At 29.8% G+C, this 19,604-nt stretch carries 21 protein-coding genes and 3 tRNA genes; 4 read left to right on the plus strand and 20 right to left on the minus strand.

Going from position 1 to position 19,604, the window contains the following annotated elements; genetic code table 11:
• Nucleotide 1 precedes the first annotated feature (1 nt).
• The 15 genes from nuoH to F754_RS0104075 all read right to left on the minus strand — a co-directional run bounded on the left by nuoH (nucleotide 2) and on the right by F754_RS0104075 (nucleotide 14,171).
• Entirely contained in the window at nucleotides 2–1,000 is a 999-nt protein-coding gene (gene nuoH, locus F754_RS0104005) for an NADH-quinone oxidoreductase subunit NuoH (protein ID WP_023648628.1), read from the minus strand.
• Nucleotides 1,001–3,040, minus strand: a complete 2,040-nt coding sequence (locus F754_RS0104010) for an NADH-quinone oxidoreductase subunit NuoG (protein ID WP_023648629.1) — start codon at nucleotides 3,038–3,040, stop codon at nucleotides 1,001–1,003.
• Nucleotides 3,033–4,364 (minus strand): NADH-quinone oxidoreductase subunit NuoF, encoded by a 1,332-nt coding sequence (nuoF, locus tag F754_RS0104015; protein WP_023648630.1) that lies wholly within the window; start codon nucleotides 4,362–4,364, stop codon nucleotides 3,033–3,035. The genes F754_RS0104010 and nuoF overlap by 8 nt, the downstream gene beginning before the upstream one ends.
• Nucleotides 4,357–4,965 (minus strand): NADH-quinone oxidoreductase subunit NuoE, encoded by a 609-nt coding sequence (nuoE, locus tag F754_RS0104020; RefSeq protein ID WP_023648631.1) that lies wholly within the window; start codon nucleotides 4,963–4,965, stop codon nucleotides 4,357–4,359. Before nuoE ends, nuoF begins: the two co-directional genes overlap by 8 nt.
• Nucleotides 4,962–6,137, minus strand: a complete 1,176-nt coding sequence (locus F754_RS0104025; RefSeq protein ID WP_023648632.1) for an NADH-quinone oxidoreductase subunit D — start codon at nucleotides 6,135–6,137, stop codon at nucleotides 4,962–4,964. Before F754_RS0104025 ends, nuoE begins: the two co-directional genes overlap by 4 nt.
• A complete protein-coding gene (locus tag F754_RS0104030; RefSeq protein WP_023648633.1) occupies nucleotides 6,121–6,726 on the minus strand; it encodes an NADH-quinone oxidoreductase subunit C in 606 nt (201 codons plus the stop codon). Before F754_RS0104030 ends, F754_RS0104025 begins: the two co-directional genes overlap by 17 nt.
• 2 nt (nucleotides 6,727–6,728) lie before the next feature.
• The gene (locus tag F754_RS0104035; RefSeq protein WP_023648634.1) at nucleotides 6,729–7,250 is read right to left on the minus strand and encodes an NADH-quinone oxidoreductase subunit B; all 522 of its coding nucleotides are present in this window, start codon (nucleotides 7,248–7,250) and stop codon (nucleotides 6,729–6,731) included.
• A gap of 8 nt (nucleotides 7,251–7,258) precedes the next feature.
• Nucleotides 7,259–7,627, minus strand: coding sequence for an NADH-quinone oxidoreductase subunit A (locus F754_RS0104040; RefSeq protein ID WP_023648635.1), 369 nt, complete (start codon nucleotides 7,625–7,627; stop codon nucleotides 7,259–7,261).
• Between the two features lie 158 nt (nucleotides 7,628–7,785).
• A tRNA-Asp gene (locus F754_RS0104045) sits at nucleotides 7,786–7,862 on the minus strand.
• Between the two features lie 14 nt (nucleotides 7,863–7,876).
• Nucleotides 7,877–7,952: transfer RNA gene (locus F754_RS0104050), tRNA-Val, on the minus strand.
• Nucleotides 7,953–8,220: 268 nt separating this feature from the next.
• Nucleotides 8,221–10,599, minus strand: a complete 2,379-nt coding sequence (gene lon / locus F754_RS0104055) for an endopeptidase La (RefSeq protein ID WP_023648636.1) — start codon at nucleotides 10,597–10,599, stop codon at nucleotides 8,221–8,223.
• Nucleotides 10,600–10,659: 60 nt separating this feature from the next.
• The gene (gene clpX / locus F754_RS0104060) at nucleotides 10,660–11,928 is read right to left on the minus strand and encodes an ATP-dependent Clp protease ATP-binding subunit ClpX (protein WP_023648637.1); all 1,269 of its coding nucleotides are present in this window, start codon (nucleotides 11,926–11,928) and stop codon (nucleotides 10,660–10,662) included.
• 91 nt (nucleotides 11,929–12,019) lie between these two features.
• A complete protein-coding gene (gene clpP, locus F754_RS0104065; RefSeq protein ID WP_023648638.1) occupies nucleotides 12,020–12,631 on the minus strand; it encodes an ATP-dependent Clp endopeptidase proteolytic subunit ClpP in 612 nt (203 codons plus the stop codon).
• A 33-nt stretch (nucleotides 12,632–12,664) separates the two neighbouring features.
• Nucleotides 12,665–14,077, minus strand: a complete 1,413-nt coding sequence (locus F754_RS0104070; RefSeq protein ID WP_023648639.1) for a trigger factor — start codon at nucleotides 14,075–14,077, stop codon at nucleotides 12,665–12,667.
• Nucleotides 14,078–14,086: 9 nt separating this feature from the next.
• Nucleotides 14,087–14,171: transfer RNA gene (locus tag F754_RS0104075), tRNA-Leu, on the minus strand.
• Nucleotides 14,172–14,273: 102 nt separating this feature from the next.
• Between F754_RS0104075 and F754_RS0104080 the strand changes: the two genes are divergently transcribed.
• Together F754_RS0104080 and F754_RS07775 are read left to right on the plus strand one after the other, a co-directional pair.
• Entirely contained in the window at nucleotides 14,274–14,525 is a 252-nt protein-coding gene (locus F754_RS0104080; protein ID WP_023648640.1) for a DUF1289 domain-containing protein, read from the plus strand.
• Complete coding sequence (locus tag F754_RS07775; protein ID WP_023648641.1) at nucleotides 14,518–14,688, plus strand: hypothetical protein; 171 nt, start codon at nucleotides 14,518–14,520, stop codon at nucleotides 14,686–14,688. Before F754_RS0104080 ends, F754_RS07775 begins: the two co-directional genes overlap by 8 nt.
• A 142-nt stretch (nucleotides 14,689–14,830) precedes the next feature.
• Here F754_RS07775 and F754_RS0104095 read toward each other — a convergent pair whose 3' ends face one another.
• Complete coding sequence (locus F754_RS0104095) at nucleotides 14,831–15,388, minus strand: histidine phosphatase family protein (protein WP_023648643.1); 558 nt, start codon at nucleotides 15,386–15,388, stop codon at nucleotides 14,831–14,833.
• 2 nt (nucleotides 15,389–15,390) lie between these two features.
• On the opposite strand from F754_RS0104095, the gene F754_RS0104100 reads away from it, so the two are divergent.
• On the plus strand, nucleotides 15,391–16,071 hold the full coding sequence (locus F754_RS0104100; protein WP_023648644.1) for a uracil-DNA glycosylase: 681 nt from the start codon (nucleotides 15,391–15,393) through the stop codon (nucleotides 16,069–16,071).
• On the opposite strand, the gene F754_RS0104105 is transcribed toward F754_RS0104100, so the two are convergent.
• Complete coding sequence (locus tag F754_RS0104105) at nucleotides 16,061–16,483, minus strand: acyl-CoA thioesterase (protein ID WP_023648645.1); 423 nt, start codon at nucleotides 16,481–16,483, stop codon at nucleotides 16,061–16,063. The genes F754_RS0104100 and F754_RS0104105 overlap by 11 nt on opposite strands.
• 57 nt (nucleotides 16,484–16,540) lie before the next feature.
• On the opposite strand from F754_RS0104105, the gene F754_RS07780 reads away from it, so the two are divergent.
• Complete coding sequence (locus F754_RS07780; RefSeq protein ID WP_023648646.1) at nucleotides 16,541–16,681, plus strand: hypothetical protein; 141 nt, start codon at nucleotides 16,541–16,543, stop codon at nucleotides 16,679–16,681.
• Here F754_RS07780 and F754_RS0104115 read toward each other — a convergent pair whose 3' ends face one another.
• Genes F754_RS0104115 through F754_RS0104125 form a run of 3 tightly spaced genes read right to left on the minus strand, consistent with a single transcriptional unit; the run spans nucleotide 16,682 to nucleotide 19,549 of the window.
• The gene (locus tag F754_RS0104115; RefSeq protein ID WP_023648647.1) at nucleotides 16,682–17,332 is read right to left on the minus strand and encodes a DUF3047 domain-containing protein; all 651 of its coding nucleotides are present in this window, start codon (nucleotides 17,330–17,332) and stop codon (nucleotides 16,682–16,684) included. It abuts the gene before it with no gap.
• 7 nt (nucleotides 17,333–17,339) lie between these two features.
• A complete protein-coding gene (locus F754_RS0104120) occupies nucleotides 17,340–18,086 on the minus strand; it encodes an SDR family oxidoreductase (RefSeq protein ID WP_023648648.1) in 747 nt (248 codons plus the stop codon).
• A 5-nt stretch (nucleotides 18,087–18,091) separates the two neighbouring features.
• Nucleotides 18,092–19,549, minus strand: coding sequence for a cytosine permease (locus F754_RS0104125; protein WP_023648649.1), 1,458 nt, complete (start codon nucleotides 19,547–19,549; stop codon nucleotides 18,092–18,094).
• Nucleotides 19,550–19,604: the final 55 nt, after the last annotated feature.

Below are 19,604 nucleotides of genomic sequence, written 5' to 3' on the forward strand. Positions count from 1 at the left end.
ATTAATTAGTTGGTAAAAGATTGAAATAAAACAAGTAGCTTGCAGTTAACACTACCCAAATTAAAGATAGAGGTAAAAAGATTTTCCATCCAAGTCTCATCAACTGATCATATCTATATCTAGGAACGATAGCTTTAACTAGAGCAAATAAGATAAACAAAAATAATATTTTCAATATAAGCCAAATCGCACCTGGTACTACTGTGAATGGAAAGATTTCAATTGGAGACATCCATCCACCTAAAAACAAAATGGCTCCCATTGCACACATTAATAAGATATTAGCATACTCACCTAACCAAAACATTGCATACATCATTCCAGAATATTCAGTTTGATAACCAGCAACTAATTCTGCTTCTGCTTCAGGTAAATCAAATGGAGGTCTGTTTGTTTCCGCTAATGCAGAAATAAAGAAAATTACAAACATTGGAAATAATGGAATAATGAACCAAAGGCTTTGTTGGGCTTTAACTATATCATTTAAATTCAATGAACCCACACAAAGTAAAACATTAATAATTATAACACCAATGGAAACTTCGTAAGAAACCATTTGGGCAGCAGATCTTATGGCTCCAAGAAATGGATATTTTGAGTTTGATGCCCAGCCACCCATAATAATTCCATAAACTCCTAATGAAGAAACTGCAAATAAATATAAAATTCCAACATTTATATCAGCTAAAACTTGAGTTGCACTGAATGGTATTACGGCCCAGGCAATTAAAGCTAAGGTCATTGTAACAATAGGTGCTAAGATGAAAATTACTTTGTTTGAGCTAGATGGAATAATAATTTCTTTAAAAATATATTTTAATGCATCAGCAAGTGATTGAAGTAAACCAAATGGTCCAACAACATTTGGGCCTTGTCTTTTTTGTACAAACGCCCAAACTCTTCTATCAAGCCAAACTATTAATGCAACAGACACAAGAACAGGAACTAACAAAAATAGTATTTTATAAACTTCTTGGAAAGCAATGTTTAAATATTCCATTTATCCTTCGGTACCTGTAGATTTTAAGTTTATTTTTGAATTATTGCATTCAATCATAGTTTTAGAGGATCTAGCTACAACATTAGAAAAATAATATTCTTTAACAGTAACTTTTAAAATTTCACTCTTAAATTCATTTTCATCAATTTCAGTATAATCGTCAATTTTGTTATCTTGTTTTTCTTTCTGTAATTTAAGAAAGTTTAGCATGCTACTTTCTAATTCTTCCTTATCGTTAAATAATTTTCTATTATTCATTAATTCAGCAAGTTCATTAATGATTTGCCAATCTTCTTTTGCCTCACCTGGTGGATATGAAGCTTTGTACGCCTTTTGTAGCTTGCCTTCTAAATTTGTGAAATATCCATCTTGTTCTGTGTAAGCAGAACCGGGTAAAATAATATCAGCTATTTCAGCGCCTTTATCTCCATGACTACCTTGATAAATAATAAACTCATCTTTCTTGTCAAAATTCAAATTGTCTTGACCCATCAAATACACAATATCAAATTTATGATTTTGCAAATCTTCTAATAAATTATTACTTTCATTTATTATTCCAAGATCATAATTTCCTACAGTTGATGCATCACATGATAAAATATTAAAAGAATTCCATTCTTCGCTAATTTTTTTATTTTGTGTAAGAAAATTTTTAATACTATTAAAGAAATATTTAGATGAGCCTAAATTTAATAATGACTCACCAATAATAATCGTGGGGTTATTTGCACCAATTATTTTTTTAGAGATTTCATGATTACCATCAAAAATATCTTTTAATGTTTCAGTCTTTCCATCAAAGGATTCATAAGGATAAGTTAAATCTCCCAAATCATTTAGTGAAATAATTTTAGTATTATTATTTAAATAAGATTTTCTTATTCTTGCGTTTAAAATTGTTGCCTCATATCTAGGATTAGCTCCAATTAAAAAAATTAAATCAGATTCTTCGATACCATTTATGGTAGAGTTAAATAGATAATTTTCTCTTTTTTTGAAATCAGAAAATCGATTATCTGGTCTAGACTCGTAGTTTTGTGAGTCTAAAGTTCGATCGAAAAACTCTTTAAAAATATAACCAGTTTCCATATTGGTAAGATCTCCAACAAAACCGCATACTTTTTCTTTGGATGTATTTTCAAATTTTGACTTTATAATTTTGTAAACTTCTTCCCAGGAAGCTTTTTCAAATTTACCATTATATTTTATCAAAGGTGTGTCTAATCTTTGATTTAGTAAACCGTCACAAGCATATCTTGTTTTATCAGAAATCCACTCTTCATTAATATCCTCATTTATAATTGGTAATACTCTTTTTACTTCCCAATCATAAGTATCAACTCTTATATTTGATCCAATTGCATCCATAACATCTATGGTTTCTGTCTTTTTAAGCTCCCAAGGTCTTGCTTCAAATACATAAGGTTTTGATGTCAGTGCTCCAACTGGACATAAATCCACTAAATTAGCTGATAACTCTGATTGCATTGATTGTTCTAAATATGTTGTGATTTGCATATCTTCACCTCTACCAATTGCACCGAGTTCTGGTACTCCTGCTACTTCAGTTGCAAATCTTACACAACGAGTGCAATGTATACATCTTGTCATTTGAGTTTTAATTAAGGGACCCATATTTTTTTCAGGTACAGATCTTTTATTTTCTTTAAATCTAGATTTATCTACACCATAAAACATTGATTGGTCTTGAAGATCACATTCTCCACCTTGATCACAAACTGGGCAATCTAAAGGATGGTTAGCAAGTAAGAACTCCATTACACCTTTCCTTGCTTTTTCAACAAAGGCTGTATTTGTTTTAATATTCATACCCTCTGCAGCAGGCATAGCACATGAAGCTACTGGTTTAGGAGATTTTTCCATTTCAACTAAACACATTCGACAGTTTCCTGCTATTGAGAGTTTTTCATGATAACAAAACCTTGGAATTTCAACTCCTGCTTTTTCACATGCTTGAAGAACAGTTAAACCCTCTTCAACTTCTACATCAATGTTGTTTACTTTTAATTTAAGCATTTTTTTTATCTAGTAAGTGTTGGTCTACCAAGTATGGAATTGTATTTTTTTTCTCTACTACAAGTTCTAAGTTATTTCTTTCTTCAATTTCTTTTTTAAAATGTCTTAAAAGACCTTGAACAGGCCAAGAAGAACCCTCGCCAAAAGCACATATTGTATGACCTGCGATTTGATTAGTGACATCACCTAACATATCAACTTCATCTTTTGTCGCCTCACCTTTTGCCATACGTTCTAACATTCTCCACATCCATCCTGATCCTTCTCTACATGGTGTACATTGACCACAGCTTTCATGCTTATAAAATCTAGCAATTCTGGCCATACATTTAATTATGTCTTGGTCTTTATTTATTACAACTATGCCAGCAGTACCTAGTCCACTTTTTTCAGCCATAAGAGAATCAAAGTCCATAGTTAATGTCTCACACTTTTCTTTAGGAATAAGTGGCATTGAAGATCCACCAGGTATTACAGCCTGTAAATTATCCCAACCTCCAATAATACCTCCCGCATGAACTTCGATTAATTCTTTTAGAGGAATATTCATTTCTTCTTCAACATTGCATGGGTTATTTACATTTCCTGAAATACAAAAAATTTTAGTTCCAGTATTTTTTTCTCTGCCAAGTGAGGCAAACCACGCTCCCCCTCGTCTTAAAATAGTAGGTACTACTGCTATTGTTTCTACATTATTAATAATCGTTGGACATCCGTAAAGGCCAATTAAAGCTGGGAAAGGTGGTTTTAATCTTGGTTGCCCTTTTTTTCCCTCAATACTTTCAAGTAAGGCCGTTTCTTCTCCGCAAATATATGCTCCAGCTCCATAATGAATGTAAATATCTAAATCCCACCCAGTACCAGCAGCATTTTTTCCAATTAATTTTTTTTCGTAAGCTTCATCTATTGCTTCTTGAAGTTTTTGACCATCAACAAAATACTCACCTCTGATATAAATATAACAAACGTGAGCTTGAACAGCATATGAGGCGATAAGACAACCTTCTATTAATTTATGTGGTTCAAATCTTAAGATATCTCTATCTTTGCAGGTACCTGGTTCAGACTCATCACCATTAATTACTAAATAATGAGGTCTTGATCCAACTTCTTTGGGTGCAAAAGACCACTTCAATCCTGTTGGAAATCCAGCACCACCTCTTCCTCTTAGTTGAGAGGTTTTCATCTCATTGATTATCCAATCTCTTCCTTTATCTGTTAATCCTTTAGTATTAACCCAATCACCTCTTTTTTGAGATGATGAAACATCTGACCCTAAATCGTTGTATAAGTTTTGAAAAATTCTATCTTTATCCTTAAGCATTTTTTAAATCCATGAGTGTTTTTCTGTTATTTTCAGGTTCGTTATTCACACGACCTCTGTAAGAACCAGGTTTTGGCGTTTCACCACTTAAAATCTTATCTAAAATTTCTAAAGTTTTTTCTTTGTCAAGATCCTCGTAATAATCATCATTAATTTGCATCATTGGAGCATTAACACAAGCTCCTAGACATTCTACTTCCATCCAAGAACAGCTCTTGTCAGTTGATAACTCTGACTCATGTTCAGAAATTTTTTCTTTACAAGCTTCAACAAGCTTATTAGCTCCTCTAATCATGCATGGGGTAGTTGTACAAACTTGTACAAAAAATTTTCCAACAGGAGATAAATTATACATTGTATAAAAAGTGGCAACCTCGTAAACTTTGATGTAAGGCATCTCTAAAAATTTAGCTATGTATTTCATTGCAGCTAGTGGTATCCAATTATTGTTCTGTCTTTGCGCTATATAAAGTAAAGCCATAACAGCGCTCTGTTGTTTACCCTTAGGGTATTTTGAAACTATTGTATTTGCAGCTTCTAAAGATGAAGAATTAAACTCGAATGTATCCGGTTGTTCTTTTGCAGGTCTTCTCAAACTCATCTATCCACCTCCCCAAATACAATATCCAAAGAACCCAGAACTGCCGGGACATCAGCCAACATATGACCTTTAATTAAATAATCCATCGATTGTAGATGTGAAAAACCTGGGGCTCTAATTTTACATTTATAGGGTTTGCTTGATCCATCTGAAATCAAATAAACACCAAATTCACCTTTAGGAGCTTCAACAGCTGTATAAATTTCGTCTTTAGGAACTCTATAACCTTCTGTAAAAAGTTTAAAATGATGAATTAATGCTTCCATAGACTGTTTGATATCTTTTTTTGATGGTGGACTTATCTTTCCATCTAATGATTTAATTGGTCCTTTTTCCATCCTTGCTAAACATTGTTTTATAATAGAGACACTTTCCTTCATTTCTTCAATTCTACATAAATAACGATCGTAACAATCTCCATTTTTTCCAATAGGTATTTTAAAATTTAGCTGATCATAACAATCATAAGGTTGAGATTTTCTCAAATCCCAAGGTATTCCAGATCCTCTGACCATAACTCCAGAAAAAGAATAATCTAAAGCATCTTCTTTAGTTACAATTCCAATATCAACATTTCTCTGTTTAAAAATTCTATTATCGGTTAATAAACTTTCAAGATCATCAATAATTTTTGGAAATGACTCGCAAAATTTACCAATATCATTTTCTAATCCATGAGGTAAATCTTGATGAACACCTCCAGCTCTAAAATAATTTGCATGTAATCTTGATCCGGATGCTCTTTCATAAAAAGTCATCAATGTTTCTCTTTCTTCAAATCCCCATAAAGAAGGTGTAAGGGCACCTACATCAAGTGCTTGGGTAGTAACATTTAAAATATGACTTAAAATTCTTCCTATTTCGCAAAATATTACTCTTATATATTGAGCTCTGATTGGTACATCTATATCTAATATTTTTTCAATAGCTAATGCAAATGCATGCTCTTGATTCATGGGGGCAACATAATCTAATCTATCAAAATAAGGTACTGCTTGCATATAAGTCTTATTTTCAATCAACTTTTCAGTTCCTCTATGAAGTAAACCTATATGTGGATCGGCTTTTTCTACAACTTCACCATCAAGTTCTAAAATTAATCTTAAAACACCGTGAGCAGCTGGATGCTGAGGCCCAAAATTTAAATTTAAATTTTTAATTTTTTTTGTCATTATTGTCTATTTCTTCTTTGATATACTTTGTTCCTTCCCAAGGACTTTCATAATCAAAATTTCTATAATTCTGTTCTAATTTAACTGGTTCACTAATAACTTTCTTCTGATCTTCACTATATCTGACCTCGCTATGTCCGGTTAAAGGAAAGTCTTTTCTTAAAGGATGACCTTCAAAACCATAATCGGTTAATATTCTTCTAAGATCTGGATGATCTTTAAAGGATACACCATACATGTCAAAAACCTCTCTTTCCATCCAATTAGCAGCTGGATATATATTTGTTAACGATGAAATTACTTCATTTTCATTTATTGAATAAGTCAAAATAATTCTTTGATTAAATTCATGACTTAAAAATAGATAAACCATTTTGAATCTTTGTGGATTATCTGGATAATCTACAACAGTAACATCAATTAATTGTCTAAATTTAGTTTCCTGATTTGTTTTTAAAAAAAGTGTTACATCAATTAAATCATCTTTATCAATTTCAATATATAACTGATCATGTTTAACTTCAGTGTTATTAATTTTAGTAGTTAACTCTGAATTAATTTTTTTTTCTAAATCTTCTAAACTGTTCATATCTATCTAATAAACGAACCTTTATTTCTAATTTTTTTTTGTAATTGAAGTATTCCATACAATAAAGCTTCTGCTGAGGGTGGACATCCTGGTACATAAACATCAACAGGAACAATTCTGTCACATCCTCTAACAACTGAGTATGAATAATGATAGTAGCCACCTCCATTCGCACAACTACCCATTGATATCACATATCTTGGTTCGGGCATTTGATCGTAAACTTTTCTTAAAGCTGGTGCCATTTTGTTTGTAAGAGTACCAGCTACAATCATAACATCAGATTGTCTTGGTGATCCTCTTGGTGCAGCACCAAATCTTTCAAGATCATATCTAGGCATGGCAGTTTGCATCATCTCAACGGCACAGCATGCAAGTCCAAAAGTCATCCAGTGCAGTGATCCAGATCTTGACCAGTTTATCAAGTTATCTAGTGATGTAGTTATAAATCCATTTTTACTGAAGTCGTCTGCAAGTTGTTTAAACTCTTCTGGAACTTGATCTATTTGATTATTCATTGTAATTAATAATTTTATTCCCAGTCTAAAGCGCCTTTTTTCCATTCATAAATAAAACCAATTGTTAGAATGAATAGAAAGATCATCATTGATGAAAAACCTAATAATCCAATATTTCCAAGGGAGATTGCCCACGGAAATAAAAATGCAATTTCTAAATCAAAAATTATAAATAGTATCGCTACCAGATAAAATCTTACATCAAACTCCATCCTAGAGTCCTCAAAGGGTTCAAAACCACACTCATAAGCTGATAGTTTTTCAGGATCAGGTTTTTTTGGCGAGAGAATAAAATTAATTACCACAAATGCACAACTCAATCCTAGAGCGATGATTAAAAATATTATAATTGGTAAGTAATCTTTTAAAAATTCAGATAACATGGATGCTTGTATAGCAGTTTTTATTTTATGTTGAAGCGTTGATACGTCACATTTTTGATAAAAAAAAAGATAACAAAATCAGTTATTTACAGTTAGTAAGCTAAAAAAGTTAACAAAATCAGTAGTTTAGTATTATGTTAGCCGAATCGAGACTTAAGTGGCGGGAGTGAAGGGACTCGAACCCTCGACCTATCGCGTGACAGGCGATCGCTCTAACCAACTGAGCTACACCCCCACTTTATTTACTTTTGGTGGGTAGTAAAGGACTCGAACCTTTGACCCCCTCGGTGTAAACGAGATGCTCTACCAACTGAGCTAACCACCCATTACCCAAAAGTACAGTGTTTTATATCTTTTAGTACACTTACGTCAAGGTCTATTAATATTCCAAAAATCAGCCATAATAACTATTTTTGATATTTTTTATTTGAAAATAATGATTAATTTATAACCTTTAAATCAAAAACCACCACGCCAATTATTTTTGTTTTTAAAATCATCTACCTCTGACTTAGTTATAGGTTTTAACAAATATAATAAACTTAATATAACAACGATCAAAACAAGATATATTTCCATTATAAAATTAAAATTTATTGAATACTAGCTTGAGATTTGTCGTCTTTTTTAGAGATATCGACCTCAACCCACTCTGTTCTCTTAAGTTCTTTTGTTAAAGCAACTTTTAAAACTTGATCTGCATATTCAACTGGTGTGATTTTGATATCGTCTATAATTTTCTTGGGCATATCAACTAAATCTTTTTCATTTTCTTTTGGTATAAGTACCTCTTTTATTCCTGCTCTATGAGCTGCTAATAGTTTTTCTTTTAATCCACCAATTGGCAATACTTGTCCTGTCAAAGTAACCTCGCCAGTCATTGCAACATCTCTTCTAACTGGAATTCCAGTGATTGATGAAACTATAGAAGTTACCATTCCAATACCTGCTGAAGGACCATCTTTAGGAGTGGCTCCTTCAGGTACATGGATATGAAAATCTTTTTTTTCAAACAATGGAGGAATAATTCCATATTCTAAACATTTTGATCTAACAAAAGATTTGGCAGCTTTAACAGACTCTTGCATTACATCACCAAGTTTACCTGTAATTTGCATTCTTCCTTTACCTGGCATTGTTACTGTTTCTATTTTTAAAATTTCTCCACCATACTCTGTCCATGCCAGTCCAGTTACAATACCCACTCTATTCTCTGACTCTAATTCACCGAATTTAAATTTTGGAATACCAAGAAAATCAGATAAGTTTTTATTATTAATATTTACTTCTTTTTGTTCACCAGCAACTATTTTTTTTACTACTTTTCTAGCTAATTTTGAAATCTCTCTTTCTAAATTTCTTACGCCAGACTCTTTGGTGTATCCTCTAATAACTTCTTTAATAATATCGTTCTCTAATTTCATTTCCGCATCTTTCACACCGTTATCTTTAATTTGTTTAGGTAAAAGATATTTATCAGCAATACTAATTTTTTCATCTTCTGTGTAACCAGCAAGTCTAATTACTTCCATTCTATCTAAAAGCGGTGGAAGAATATTTAGTGTATTTGCAGTTGTTACAAACATTACATCAGATAAATCATAATCAACCTCTAAATAATGATCATTAAACGTAGTATTTTGTTCTGGATCCAAAGCTTCTAATAAAGCAGATGATGGATCTCCACGATAATCATTTCCTATTTTGTCTATTTCATCTAATAAAATAAGTGGATTTTTAGTTCCAGCCTTTTTCATCATTTGAATAATTTTTCCAGGTAAAGATCCAATATAAGTTCTTCTATGGCCTCTAATCTCCGCTTCATCTCTCATTCCACCAACAGACATTCTAACAAACTCTCTGTTAGTTGCTTTTGCAATAGACTTACCTAATGAAGTTTTACCAACACCTGGAGGTCCAACTAAACATAATATTGGTCCTTTTATTTTTTCCATTCTTTTTTGGACAGCAAGAAATTCTATGATTCTTTCTTTAACTTTTTCTAAACCAAAGTGGTCCTTATCTAAAATGTTAAGAGCTTTTGTTAAATCAATATCAACTTCACTTTTTTTATACCAAGGAAGTTCAGTCATCCAATCTAGATAGTTTCTTACAACAGTCGCCTCAGCTGACATTGGACTCATGTTCTTCAATTTTTTTAACTCTTGAAGACATTTCTTTTCAACTTCTTTGGGCATTTTAGCTTTTGTAATAGCTTTATTCAGACTAGCAGTCTCATCTTTACCGTCTTCAATTTCACCTAATTCTTTTTGAATAGCTTTTAACTGTTCATTTAAATAATATTCTCTTTGAGTTTTCTCCATTTGAGTTTTAACTCTTCCTCTAATTCTCTTTTCTACACCTATGATACTAGTTTCATTTTCCATTATTTTAATAATGGCATTTAATCTTTTCTTTACATCTATTGTTTCAAAGATTTGTTGTTTCTCTGATATAGTTGCGTTGATATGAGATGCTATGTTATCCGCAATTTGAGAAGGGTTTTTAAGTTGTTTAATAGTATTAATAGTTTCAGTTGAAACTTTTTTATTGATAGAGGTTAATTTTTCTAATCTTCTTAAGGCAGTTGCTGCAAGTGGATATAAATCTTCATCCTTTGTGATAATGTCATTATAATGAGCATAATCACATGTTATGAATTTGTCATTATCTTTAAAATCTAATATTTTTACTCTTTTAACACCTTCAACTAAAACTTTAACAGTTCCATCTGGAAGTTTTAAAAGTTGAAGAATACTTCCTTCACATCCATACATAAATATGTCTGTTTTTTTTGGATCATCAATTTCTGAGTTTTTTTGTGTAACTAGAATTATTTTTTTATCTTTTTTCATTACCTCGTTCAATGCTGAAATAGATTTATCTCTTCCAACAAAAAGAGGAATTACCATACTTGGAAAGACAACAATGTCTCTTAGAGGTAATAAGGGTAAAGTAATTTTAACATCCATAGCTTTAATATGGATATTATATTTTATATTGCAATATGTTTTTGTTAGTTATTTAGGATATTAAGCCGCTGATGGCTTATTAGACTTTGATTTAACAGCATCTTTAGAATGAACTATGATAGGTTGAGACTGGCCTTTAGCTGCTCCTGCGTCAACAATAACTTCTTCTATATTTTCTTGGCTAGGTAAATCATACATAGTTTTTAATAAAATATTTTCTAGAATTGATCTTAAACCTCTAGCACCTGTTTTCTTCCTGATTGCTTTATGAGCAATTTCTTTTAAAGCATTTTCTTTAAAAGTTAGTTTGGCTCCATCTAGTTTAAATAATTCTTGATATTGTTTTGTAAGTGAATTCTTTGGTTCTTGTAAAATTTTAATTAATGATTTTTCATCTAAATCTTCAAGAGTAGCAATCATAGGTAGTCTTCCAATAAATTCTGGAATTAAACCAAACTTTAATAAATCCTCTGGCTCAAGTGTTTTCATCCATTCACCAGTTTTTTTATCTTGTGTGTTTTTAACATCAGCCCCAAAACCTATAGATGTTCCTTTATCTCTTTGAGAAATAATTTTATCTAGTCCAGCGAACGCTCCTCCACAAATAAATAAAATATTAGTTGTATCTACCTGTAAAAATTCTTGTTGTGGATGCTTTCTTCCTCCTTGAGGCGGAACGCTTGCAACAGTTCCTTCCATAATTTTCAATAAAGCCTGTTGAACACCTTCACCAGATACATCTCGAGTTATTGATGGATTTTCTGATTTTCTACTAATCTTGTCGACTTCATCAATATAAACTATTCCTCTTTGAGCTTTCTCAACATTATAATCAGAAGCTTGAAGCAGTTTTAAAATAATATTTTCAACATCTTCCCCAACATAACCTGCTTCAGTTAATGTTGTAGCATCTGCCATTGTAAAAGGGACATCTAAAATTCTTGCTAAAGTTTGGGCTAACAATGTTTTTCCACAACCTGTAGGACCTACTAATAATATGTTAGATTTTGCAAGCTCAACATTTTTGCTTGTTTTGCTCTCATAATTTAATCTTTTATAATGATTGTGAACTGCAACAGATAAAACTTTTTTTGCATGTGGCTGGCCAATTACATAATCATCTAGGACTGAACATATTTCTTTGGGAGAAGGAAGACCATCTTGATGTTTTACAAAAGTATCTTTACTTTCCTCCTTGATAATATCCATACATAATTCAACACATTCATCACAAATAAATACTGTAGGACCTGCAATTAATTTTCTAACTTCATGTTGGCTCTTTCCGCAAAAAGAACAGTAAAGAATATTTTTATTATTAGTTGTCATAATTTTTTTTTAACGAATCAATTAAGATACCTTATTATAGAAGACTCCTACTAATCAAGTTAGGATTGTATCACATCCAATATATAGTAGTTTAAGATCTTTTTTCTACTACTTCGTCTATTAAACCAAACTCTTTAGCAGCTTCAGCAGTCATAAAATTATCTCTTTCAAGAGCGGACTTAACTTCATCAACTGATTTGCCTGTATGTTTTGAATAAATTTCATTCAATCTATTTTTTAATGAGGAAACTTCATTAGCATGAATTTCAATGTCAGTTACTTGTCCTTGAAAACCTGCAGATGGCTGATGAACCATAACTCTAGAATTTGGAAGAGAGAATCTTTTTCCCTTTGTTCCGGCAGCAAGTAAAAATGAACCCATTGAGGCTGCCTGACCAATGCATAAAGTTGAAATATCTGGTTTGACATACTGCATTGTGTCATAAATTCCAAGACCAGCTGTAACTAGTCCACCAGGACTATTAATATATAAATAAATTTCTTTTTTAGGATCTTCAGCCTCTAAAAATAATAATTGAGCAGTAACAAGTGATGCTATATTATCATTAATTTGACCTGTTAAAAAAATTATTCTTTCTTTGAGTAATCTTGAATAAATATCATAAGCTCTTTCACCTTTATTTGATTGTTCAACAACCATTGGAACCAAAGTGTTCATATGCTCAGGAATTTTTATTGTCATAAGTAGATTCGTTTTAATTTATACAACTTGGGATTACTTTTTGCTAACTTTTTTTGCTATTGACTTTGATTTTGAAGCTTTTGAGGGAGATTTTTTTTCTTTTGTAGGTTTGGTTTTAACCTTTTTATCTTCTTCAGTGTCTTGATCCTGATCATATTTATGAGCATCTTTAAGAATTTTTTCTGCTTCATCTTTAGTAATTTCTTTTTTATTTGGCTTAGCTTTTTCTTTAATTAAATTTAAAATCTTTTCTTCATAAACAGTTCCTCTTAAGCTAGCAACAGCTGAAGGGTTTTTTTGATAAAAATCCATTACCATTTTTTCTTGTCCAGGCATCATTCTTAATTGTTTTTGAACTTCAGCTTGAATTTCTTGTTCTGATACTTGAATTTTATTTTGTTCACCAAACTCATTCAATATTAATCCTGTTTTGATTCTAGTTTTTGCAGTCTCAGTAAATTTAGCTTTATTCTTTTTAGCCTCTACCTCATCCATACCTTGTGAAAGAATTTTAACCTCTTCTTCAATTAAATTTTCAGGAATCTCATTTACATTGATTTTTTCTAATTCTTTTAATATTTGAGTTTTAGATAATTGATCTAGTGAATTTTTATATTCATCATTTATTTGTTTTGAAATTAAGGTCTTAAGATCCTTTAAATCTTTAGCTCCTAAATTTTTTGCAAAGTTATCATCAATTTTTACATCTTCAGGATTTTTTAAATTTAAAATTTTACATTTAAATTTAGCAGCTTTATTTATCAATTCCTTTTCAGGAAAATTTTCTGGCAATATAGCATCCACAATCTTTTCATCATCTTTTTTGATACCAATAAGCTGTTTATCAAAACCTTTTAAAAATAAATCTTTTCCAAGCGTTAGTTGAGTATTTTTACCTTCACTACCCTTAAATTCTTTGCCATCTACTGTAGCTTGATAATCTAATATAACTAAATCACCCTCCTTAGCTTTTGCATCAGGGATTGCTTCTTTAAAACTAGGCTGATTTTTTGCAATTTCTTTTATTCTTTTATCTGTTTCACTATTATCTATTTTTACTGAATATTGATCAAATTTAATACTTTCAATAGATTTAATATCTACTTTTGGCAATTCTGTTACTGACAAAACATATTCCAACTCTTTATCTTCACCATAAGTTTTTAAATCTAGTTTAGGTTGACCCGCAGGTTTGATTTTATTTTCTTCAAGGGCTTTAGTTGAAGTTTCTTTTAAAACTTTATCTAAGACTTCACCGAATACAGCTTTACCAAATTGTCTTTTTAAAACTTCTTTTGGAACTTTACCTGGTCGAAACCCTTTAAGATTTACAGTTCCTTTGATCTCCTCATATTTTTCATCCATATAAGAGCTCATGGTCTCTTTATCGATTAAAATTTTAAGATCTTTATTTAATCCCTTGATATTTTCTACTGTAACTTTCATAATTTTTAATGGTAGGGCGAAAAGGACTCGAACCTTCACATCCGAAAATATTGGTTCCTAAGACCAACGCGTCTACCAATTCCGCCATCGCCCCACAAATTATGTGGTTTTTATATATTATTGAAACTATTTGTCCAATGACATTTATTAAAAAATTCAGTATTTAACATCAAATTGCTGTATTAATTTTAATAAAATGATTGTTTCACCCTGTATAAGTATTTGCAAAACAGACCCATCAACTGGGTATTGTTATGGTTGTGCAAGAACTATTGAAGAAAGAAAAATTTGGAAAAATGTTGAGACTACTGATGAATGGAAAAAGAATAATATAAAAGAAATTAAAGAAAGACTATCAGGCTGGCAATTAGATAGTTTTAATGAATCTTATGAACATAAGATTAATAATGGTATATCTTTATTTAAAAAAAATTTAAAAAATGAATAGATCAACAATTGTAATTATAATTTATATAATTGGTTTAATTTTTGGAGCTCTTGTTTTAGATATTTGGAGCGCCCAAACTAGTCCTAAAGCTTTGATAGGGATTGGTTGGACAGCTTTACTATTAATAGGTTTATTTTTAACAGAAAAAAAAGATAGTAAATAGACCTAATCTTTTTTTTTATTTATTTTAGGTAAAATTTTCTTTTTTGAATGAAATCTACTATTGGTAATGTTACTTCTGTGTTTTGCATAAGATTGTTTTTGTGCTTGTTTCATAGCTTTTTTTGACGACATACACTTTTATTTTAATATTCTATTTCAATTGTATCAATAACTTTAAGACTTTTATCTGTAATAACTATCTCACCAGATGATGATGCATAATTTAAAATTTCAGAAATAACCACATAATGAGTAACAAATATTATATTATTTTTACCATCCCAGTTATTAATAAATTCTTTTAAACTTTTCATCTGTGGGTCTTTATTTTGGGCAAATTTAGAACTAAAAAATGAGTTTAAAAAACTTTTATTTTGAAAATCATTAAAAGCAATTAACGCTGTTTCTTTACACCTACACCATTCACTAGAAAATACTTTATCAATTAAAATGTTGTTACTTTTAAAAAAGGAGCCAATTTTATTTGCTTGTTCTCTGCCAGCATCACTCAAATTACGTTGAGTATTACAATTATTAATATCAAAATTATTAGGGTCTCCTCCACCAGGCGCATAAGCATGTCTAATAAGAATTAATTTGCCACCTTTTTTCAGTTCATCAATTAAATTTTGATTTGAATCTGCTTTAACTTGAGAATTAATAGTTATAAATATTATTAATAAAAATTTTATAAATTTCATTAATGAGTATTAAATTTAAAAATCTTAATAAAACAATTATTAAATGTAAAAAATGCCCAAGATTAGTAAAATTTATAAAAAAGATTAGTATTGAAAAAAGAAAACAAAATATCAATGAAATATATTGGGGTAAGCCAGTAACGGGATTTGGAGACACTAGTGCTAAACTTTTAATATTAGGTCTAGCACCAGCTGCTCATGGAGGTACCAGAACTGGTAGAGCTTTTACAGGTGATAAATCAGGAGAATTTTTATTTAAATGTTTACATAAAGCAAAAATTTCTAATCAATCAACCTCTAAAAATTTAAATGATGGTTTAAAACTTAACGCTACTTATATCACTAATATTTTAAAGTGTGTTCCTCCAGGCGATAAACCTCATAATAAAGAACTGAATAATTGTTCTACATATTTTGATCAAGAAATTACAAATTTAAAAAAATTAAAAATTATTATTACCTTGGGAAAAGTTGCTTTTGATAATTGTCTAAAATTTTATAAAAAAAATTACAATCTAAATAAAAAATTTTATTTCAAACATGGTAAATCTTATATTTTACCAAATAATGTAACTTTAATACCTTGTTATCATCCAAGTCCTCGAAATGTAAATACAAAATTAATTTCTCAAAAAATGATAGTTAATTTATTCAGGAAAGCAAAAAAATTATCTACAGTTTGATGCTATCGCAAAAATAGGGTTTAAAATTATCAAAAATTATATCTGGAACTTTGACTGGTTTACTATTTTCATTGACAAAAACTAAATGAACTTGAGCTTCAACAATGGTGGTTTCATCATTAGTTATAATTTGGTTCATATGAAAAGAAGTTTTGGAAACAGATTTTATAAAAGATCTAATCTTTAATTCGTCTTCTAACTTTGCAGATTTTTTATATTCTATATTGCATGATTTAACTATAATCAGTGCACCAAATTTATCTCTTATTTGAAGATTGCTTAATCCTATAGTTGATAAAGCTTCAGTCCTTGCTCTTTCTAAATACTTAAGATAATTAGCATAATAAACAACCCCTCCCGCATCAGTGTCTTCAAAATAAACTTTTACATTATGAAAAAAATTATCATGCATGAAGATATTGTATCAAAAAAAATAATACTTTAAAACTAACTAAGATATAATTAGTAAATGAAAATATATATCATTTGGTTAATAGGAGTTATCTTATGGAACTTTGGTTTTCCAAGCGCTCCTCCAATTGCAGATGTTATTGTGGCAATTCTTTTATCATTTTTAAGTATTGGGCTGAAGAAATGGTTAAAATTTTAATTAATCTGCTGAAAAATAAATATTTTGATAATAAGTTACTGTTTTCATCTTTGAATTATCAGTATCAGACATAATTGCCAATCCATCTAATTGATCTACATCTAAATTATGGAATCTTTTAAAATCTTCTTTAACATTAGCTTTTACTGTAACCCATTTATTTAAATTTTCTTTAGTTGTGGCTAAAACGTTGTCTATTGATTTTTTTGTATAAGGGCTTGGTGAATTAAATCCAACTATATTGTTGCTAGAAAATACATAATTAATTGCTCTGTTAGATAAAGGTGTTGCTCCTGTTTTTTTTATAACAAAAATACGAGCAGCAAAATCATGTCCTTTTTTAGTATTTTCTTTTATGCCAGCTAAATCTTTTTCTACCTTCCAGGTTATATTAATTATTGGTGTTTTGTTTAAATCAATTTTTACTTTTTTACCTAATCCTGATGCAGCATTATCAGCTACAGCTTTAAGATAATTCCCATTATCATTAGAACCAACGGAATATTCCGTTTTATTATCAGCCCCTCTTACCTTTCTAACTTCTAATTCTGAAAGTTCTACATCTGTAAATTCAAAAATATTTATTTTATCAGCGAAACTTGGACTTGGAATGAATAAAATTAAAATTAATAATGTTATTAAGTTTTTCATATTGAATTTAGTATGTAGATCTTCCACCACTAATATCAAAAACAGCAGCAGTTGAAAATGTATTTTCTTCTGATGATAGCCAGCAAATTAAAGATGTAAATTCATGTATTTCTAAAAATCTTCCTCTTGGAACTTTTGAAAGCATTCTCTGAACATGTTCTTTACTCATTTGGTCTAAAATTCTAGTTTTTGCGCCTGCTGGTGTTACAGCATTCACTGCTATGTTCTTATCAGCTAATTCTTTACCTAGTGACTTTGTTAGACCTATGGCTCCAGCTTTACTTGAACTGTAAGCACTTGCATTAGCATTTCCATCTTTACCAGCAACAGAAGCGACATTTACTATTCTGCCATAATAATTTTCAATCATGTTAGGCACTATTGCTCTACAACAATTAAAGGTGCCAACTAAATTAATTTGTACAATTTTATTCCACATCTCCACATCATATTCCCATAATGGTGCTGTAGGCCCTGTAATTCCAGCATTATTTATCAAAATATCAATTTTATTTTGTGATGTTATGTCTGAAACAGTTTTTTCTATTTGTGAAAAATTTGATACATCAATAACATTATAACTAAGATTTGAATGGTTCACTTCATTAACTGCTGATTTAAGTAGTTCTTCATCTATATCCCATATAATAACTTTTGCTCCTGAATTTAAAAATCTTTTTGCAATATCAAGACCAAAACCCTGACCACCACCAGTAATTACAGCTGTTCTGTTATTAAAATCAAATTTATTCATAAAAATTATTTATTGGCCAAAAGATAATAAGTCATTAAAGAGATAAATGCACCTATTATCCAGGAAAAGGATTGTAAAAATATCAAGTTAGGATTCCAAATTGTAGAAGCAGAAAAAATAAAACCTATAAATATTGAGTAACAACCTTTTATGTGCCATCCGTTAGAAAAATAATAAATGCTACTTTTTTCTGTTGAGTAAATATCTTTATTGCTAATAAATTCTGATTTTATCAAATAATAATCTGCAATTATTACTCCAAATATTGGACCAAAAAAGGAACTTAATGTATCAACAAATGATAAAATACCAATTTGACTTAATACTGTTAGCCAAAAAATACCAACAAGAAAACCAAGAATTGAAATCACATAGCTTGCACTTTTTAAATTTAGAGAGCTCGGTATAAAATTAATAAGTGAATATTGTGAAGGAATAAAATTAGCTACCAAATTAGTTGATGCAGATGCAATAATAATGAAAAAAACGACAATAACTGTAATAGTTGTGTTGTCAAATTTACCAATTATATCGGTTGGACTGGTTAAAATTGAGCTCAAATCTAAAAATCTTAAATTTAAAAAAACATCTGACCCAACAACTATAAAAACTGAAAAAATAGAAAAGATAATCAAATTAGCAATTAAACTTAAATTACCTTTCGTTAATTCATCTTTATTTTTAACGTAACGAGAAAAATCTCCAAAACTAGTAATCATAATTGAAAAATATGCAAAAATTGTTCCTGCTACTGTCAATAAAGCAAAAATATTTTCAACTACAAAAAAATTTTTATAATCTAATAATTCTGAAAATGCTTGTGATGTTAATTTTACATCACTTAATAAAACTCCTAAAAAAAATATTATCATTCCTAAATAAACTGTAATAGCAGAATAATTAATCAATCTCTTATTGAAATTCATTCCAACGCTAAACATTAATGTTTGAAATATGATAACAATAGTAAATGAAATCCAATCAATGATATCAATTCCAAGTAAAAAAACTAAAAAAATATCTTTATTTAAAAAAGAACTATCAATAGAAAAAATTAAAATTCTAATCAAATAACCAAAAGCTTTTGATAAAAAGTATGTTTGAACACCAAACATAAAAATTCCTAGCAAGCCTCTTAATAAACCAAAATATTTTGCTCCTCTAAAACCTAATGAAGAACGAAACAATACTGTGAATGGTAGACCAAATTTTTGAGAGGGTTTACCTATTAAATTAGAAAATAAATAAACGAGAAAAGATCCTAAAATAGTTCCAAAAAATACTACAAGTGTATTTAAATCATACACTATGTATAATGATGCAATTAAAGAAAATGCAATTACACTCTGAATATTTATGCCCCAAAAACAAAACAAATCTTTCCAATTCCAAGTTTTATAGTTTGGGTTAACTGAAACTAGATCCCAATTAGAAAGTGAATATTTAACTTTTGGCTGATTCATTATTGAATAATAAACTAATTAATTATGTTACAATATCTTTTTTTTAATAATTTAT

The sequence above is a fragment of the Candidatus Pelagibacter ubique HTCC8051 genome, assembly GCF_000472605.1.
GTDB lineage: Bacteria > Pseudomonadota > Alphaproteobacteria > Pelagibacterales > Pelagibacteraceae > Pelagibacter > Pelagibacter communis_B.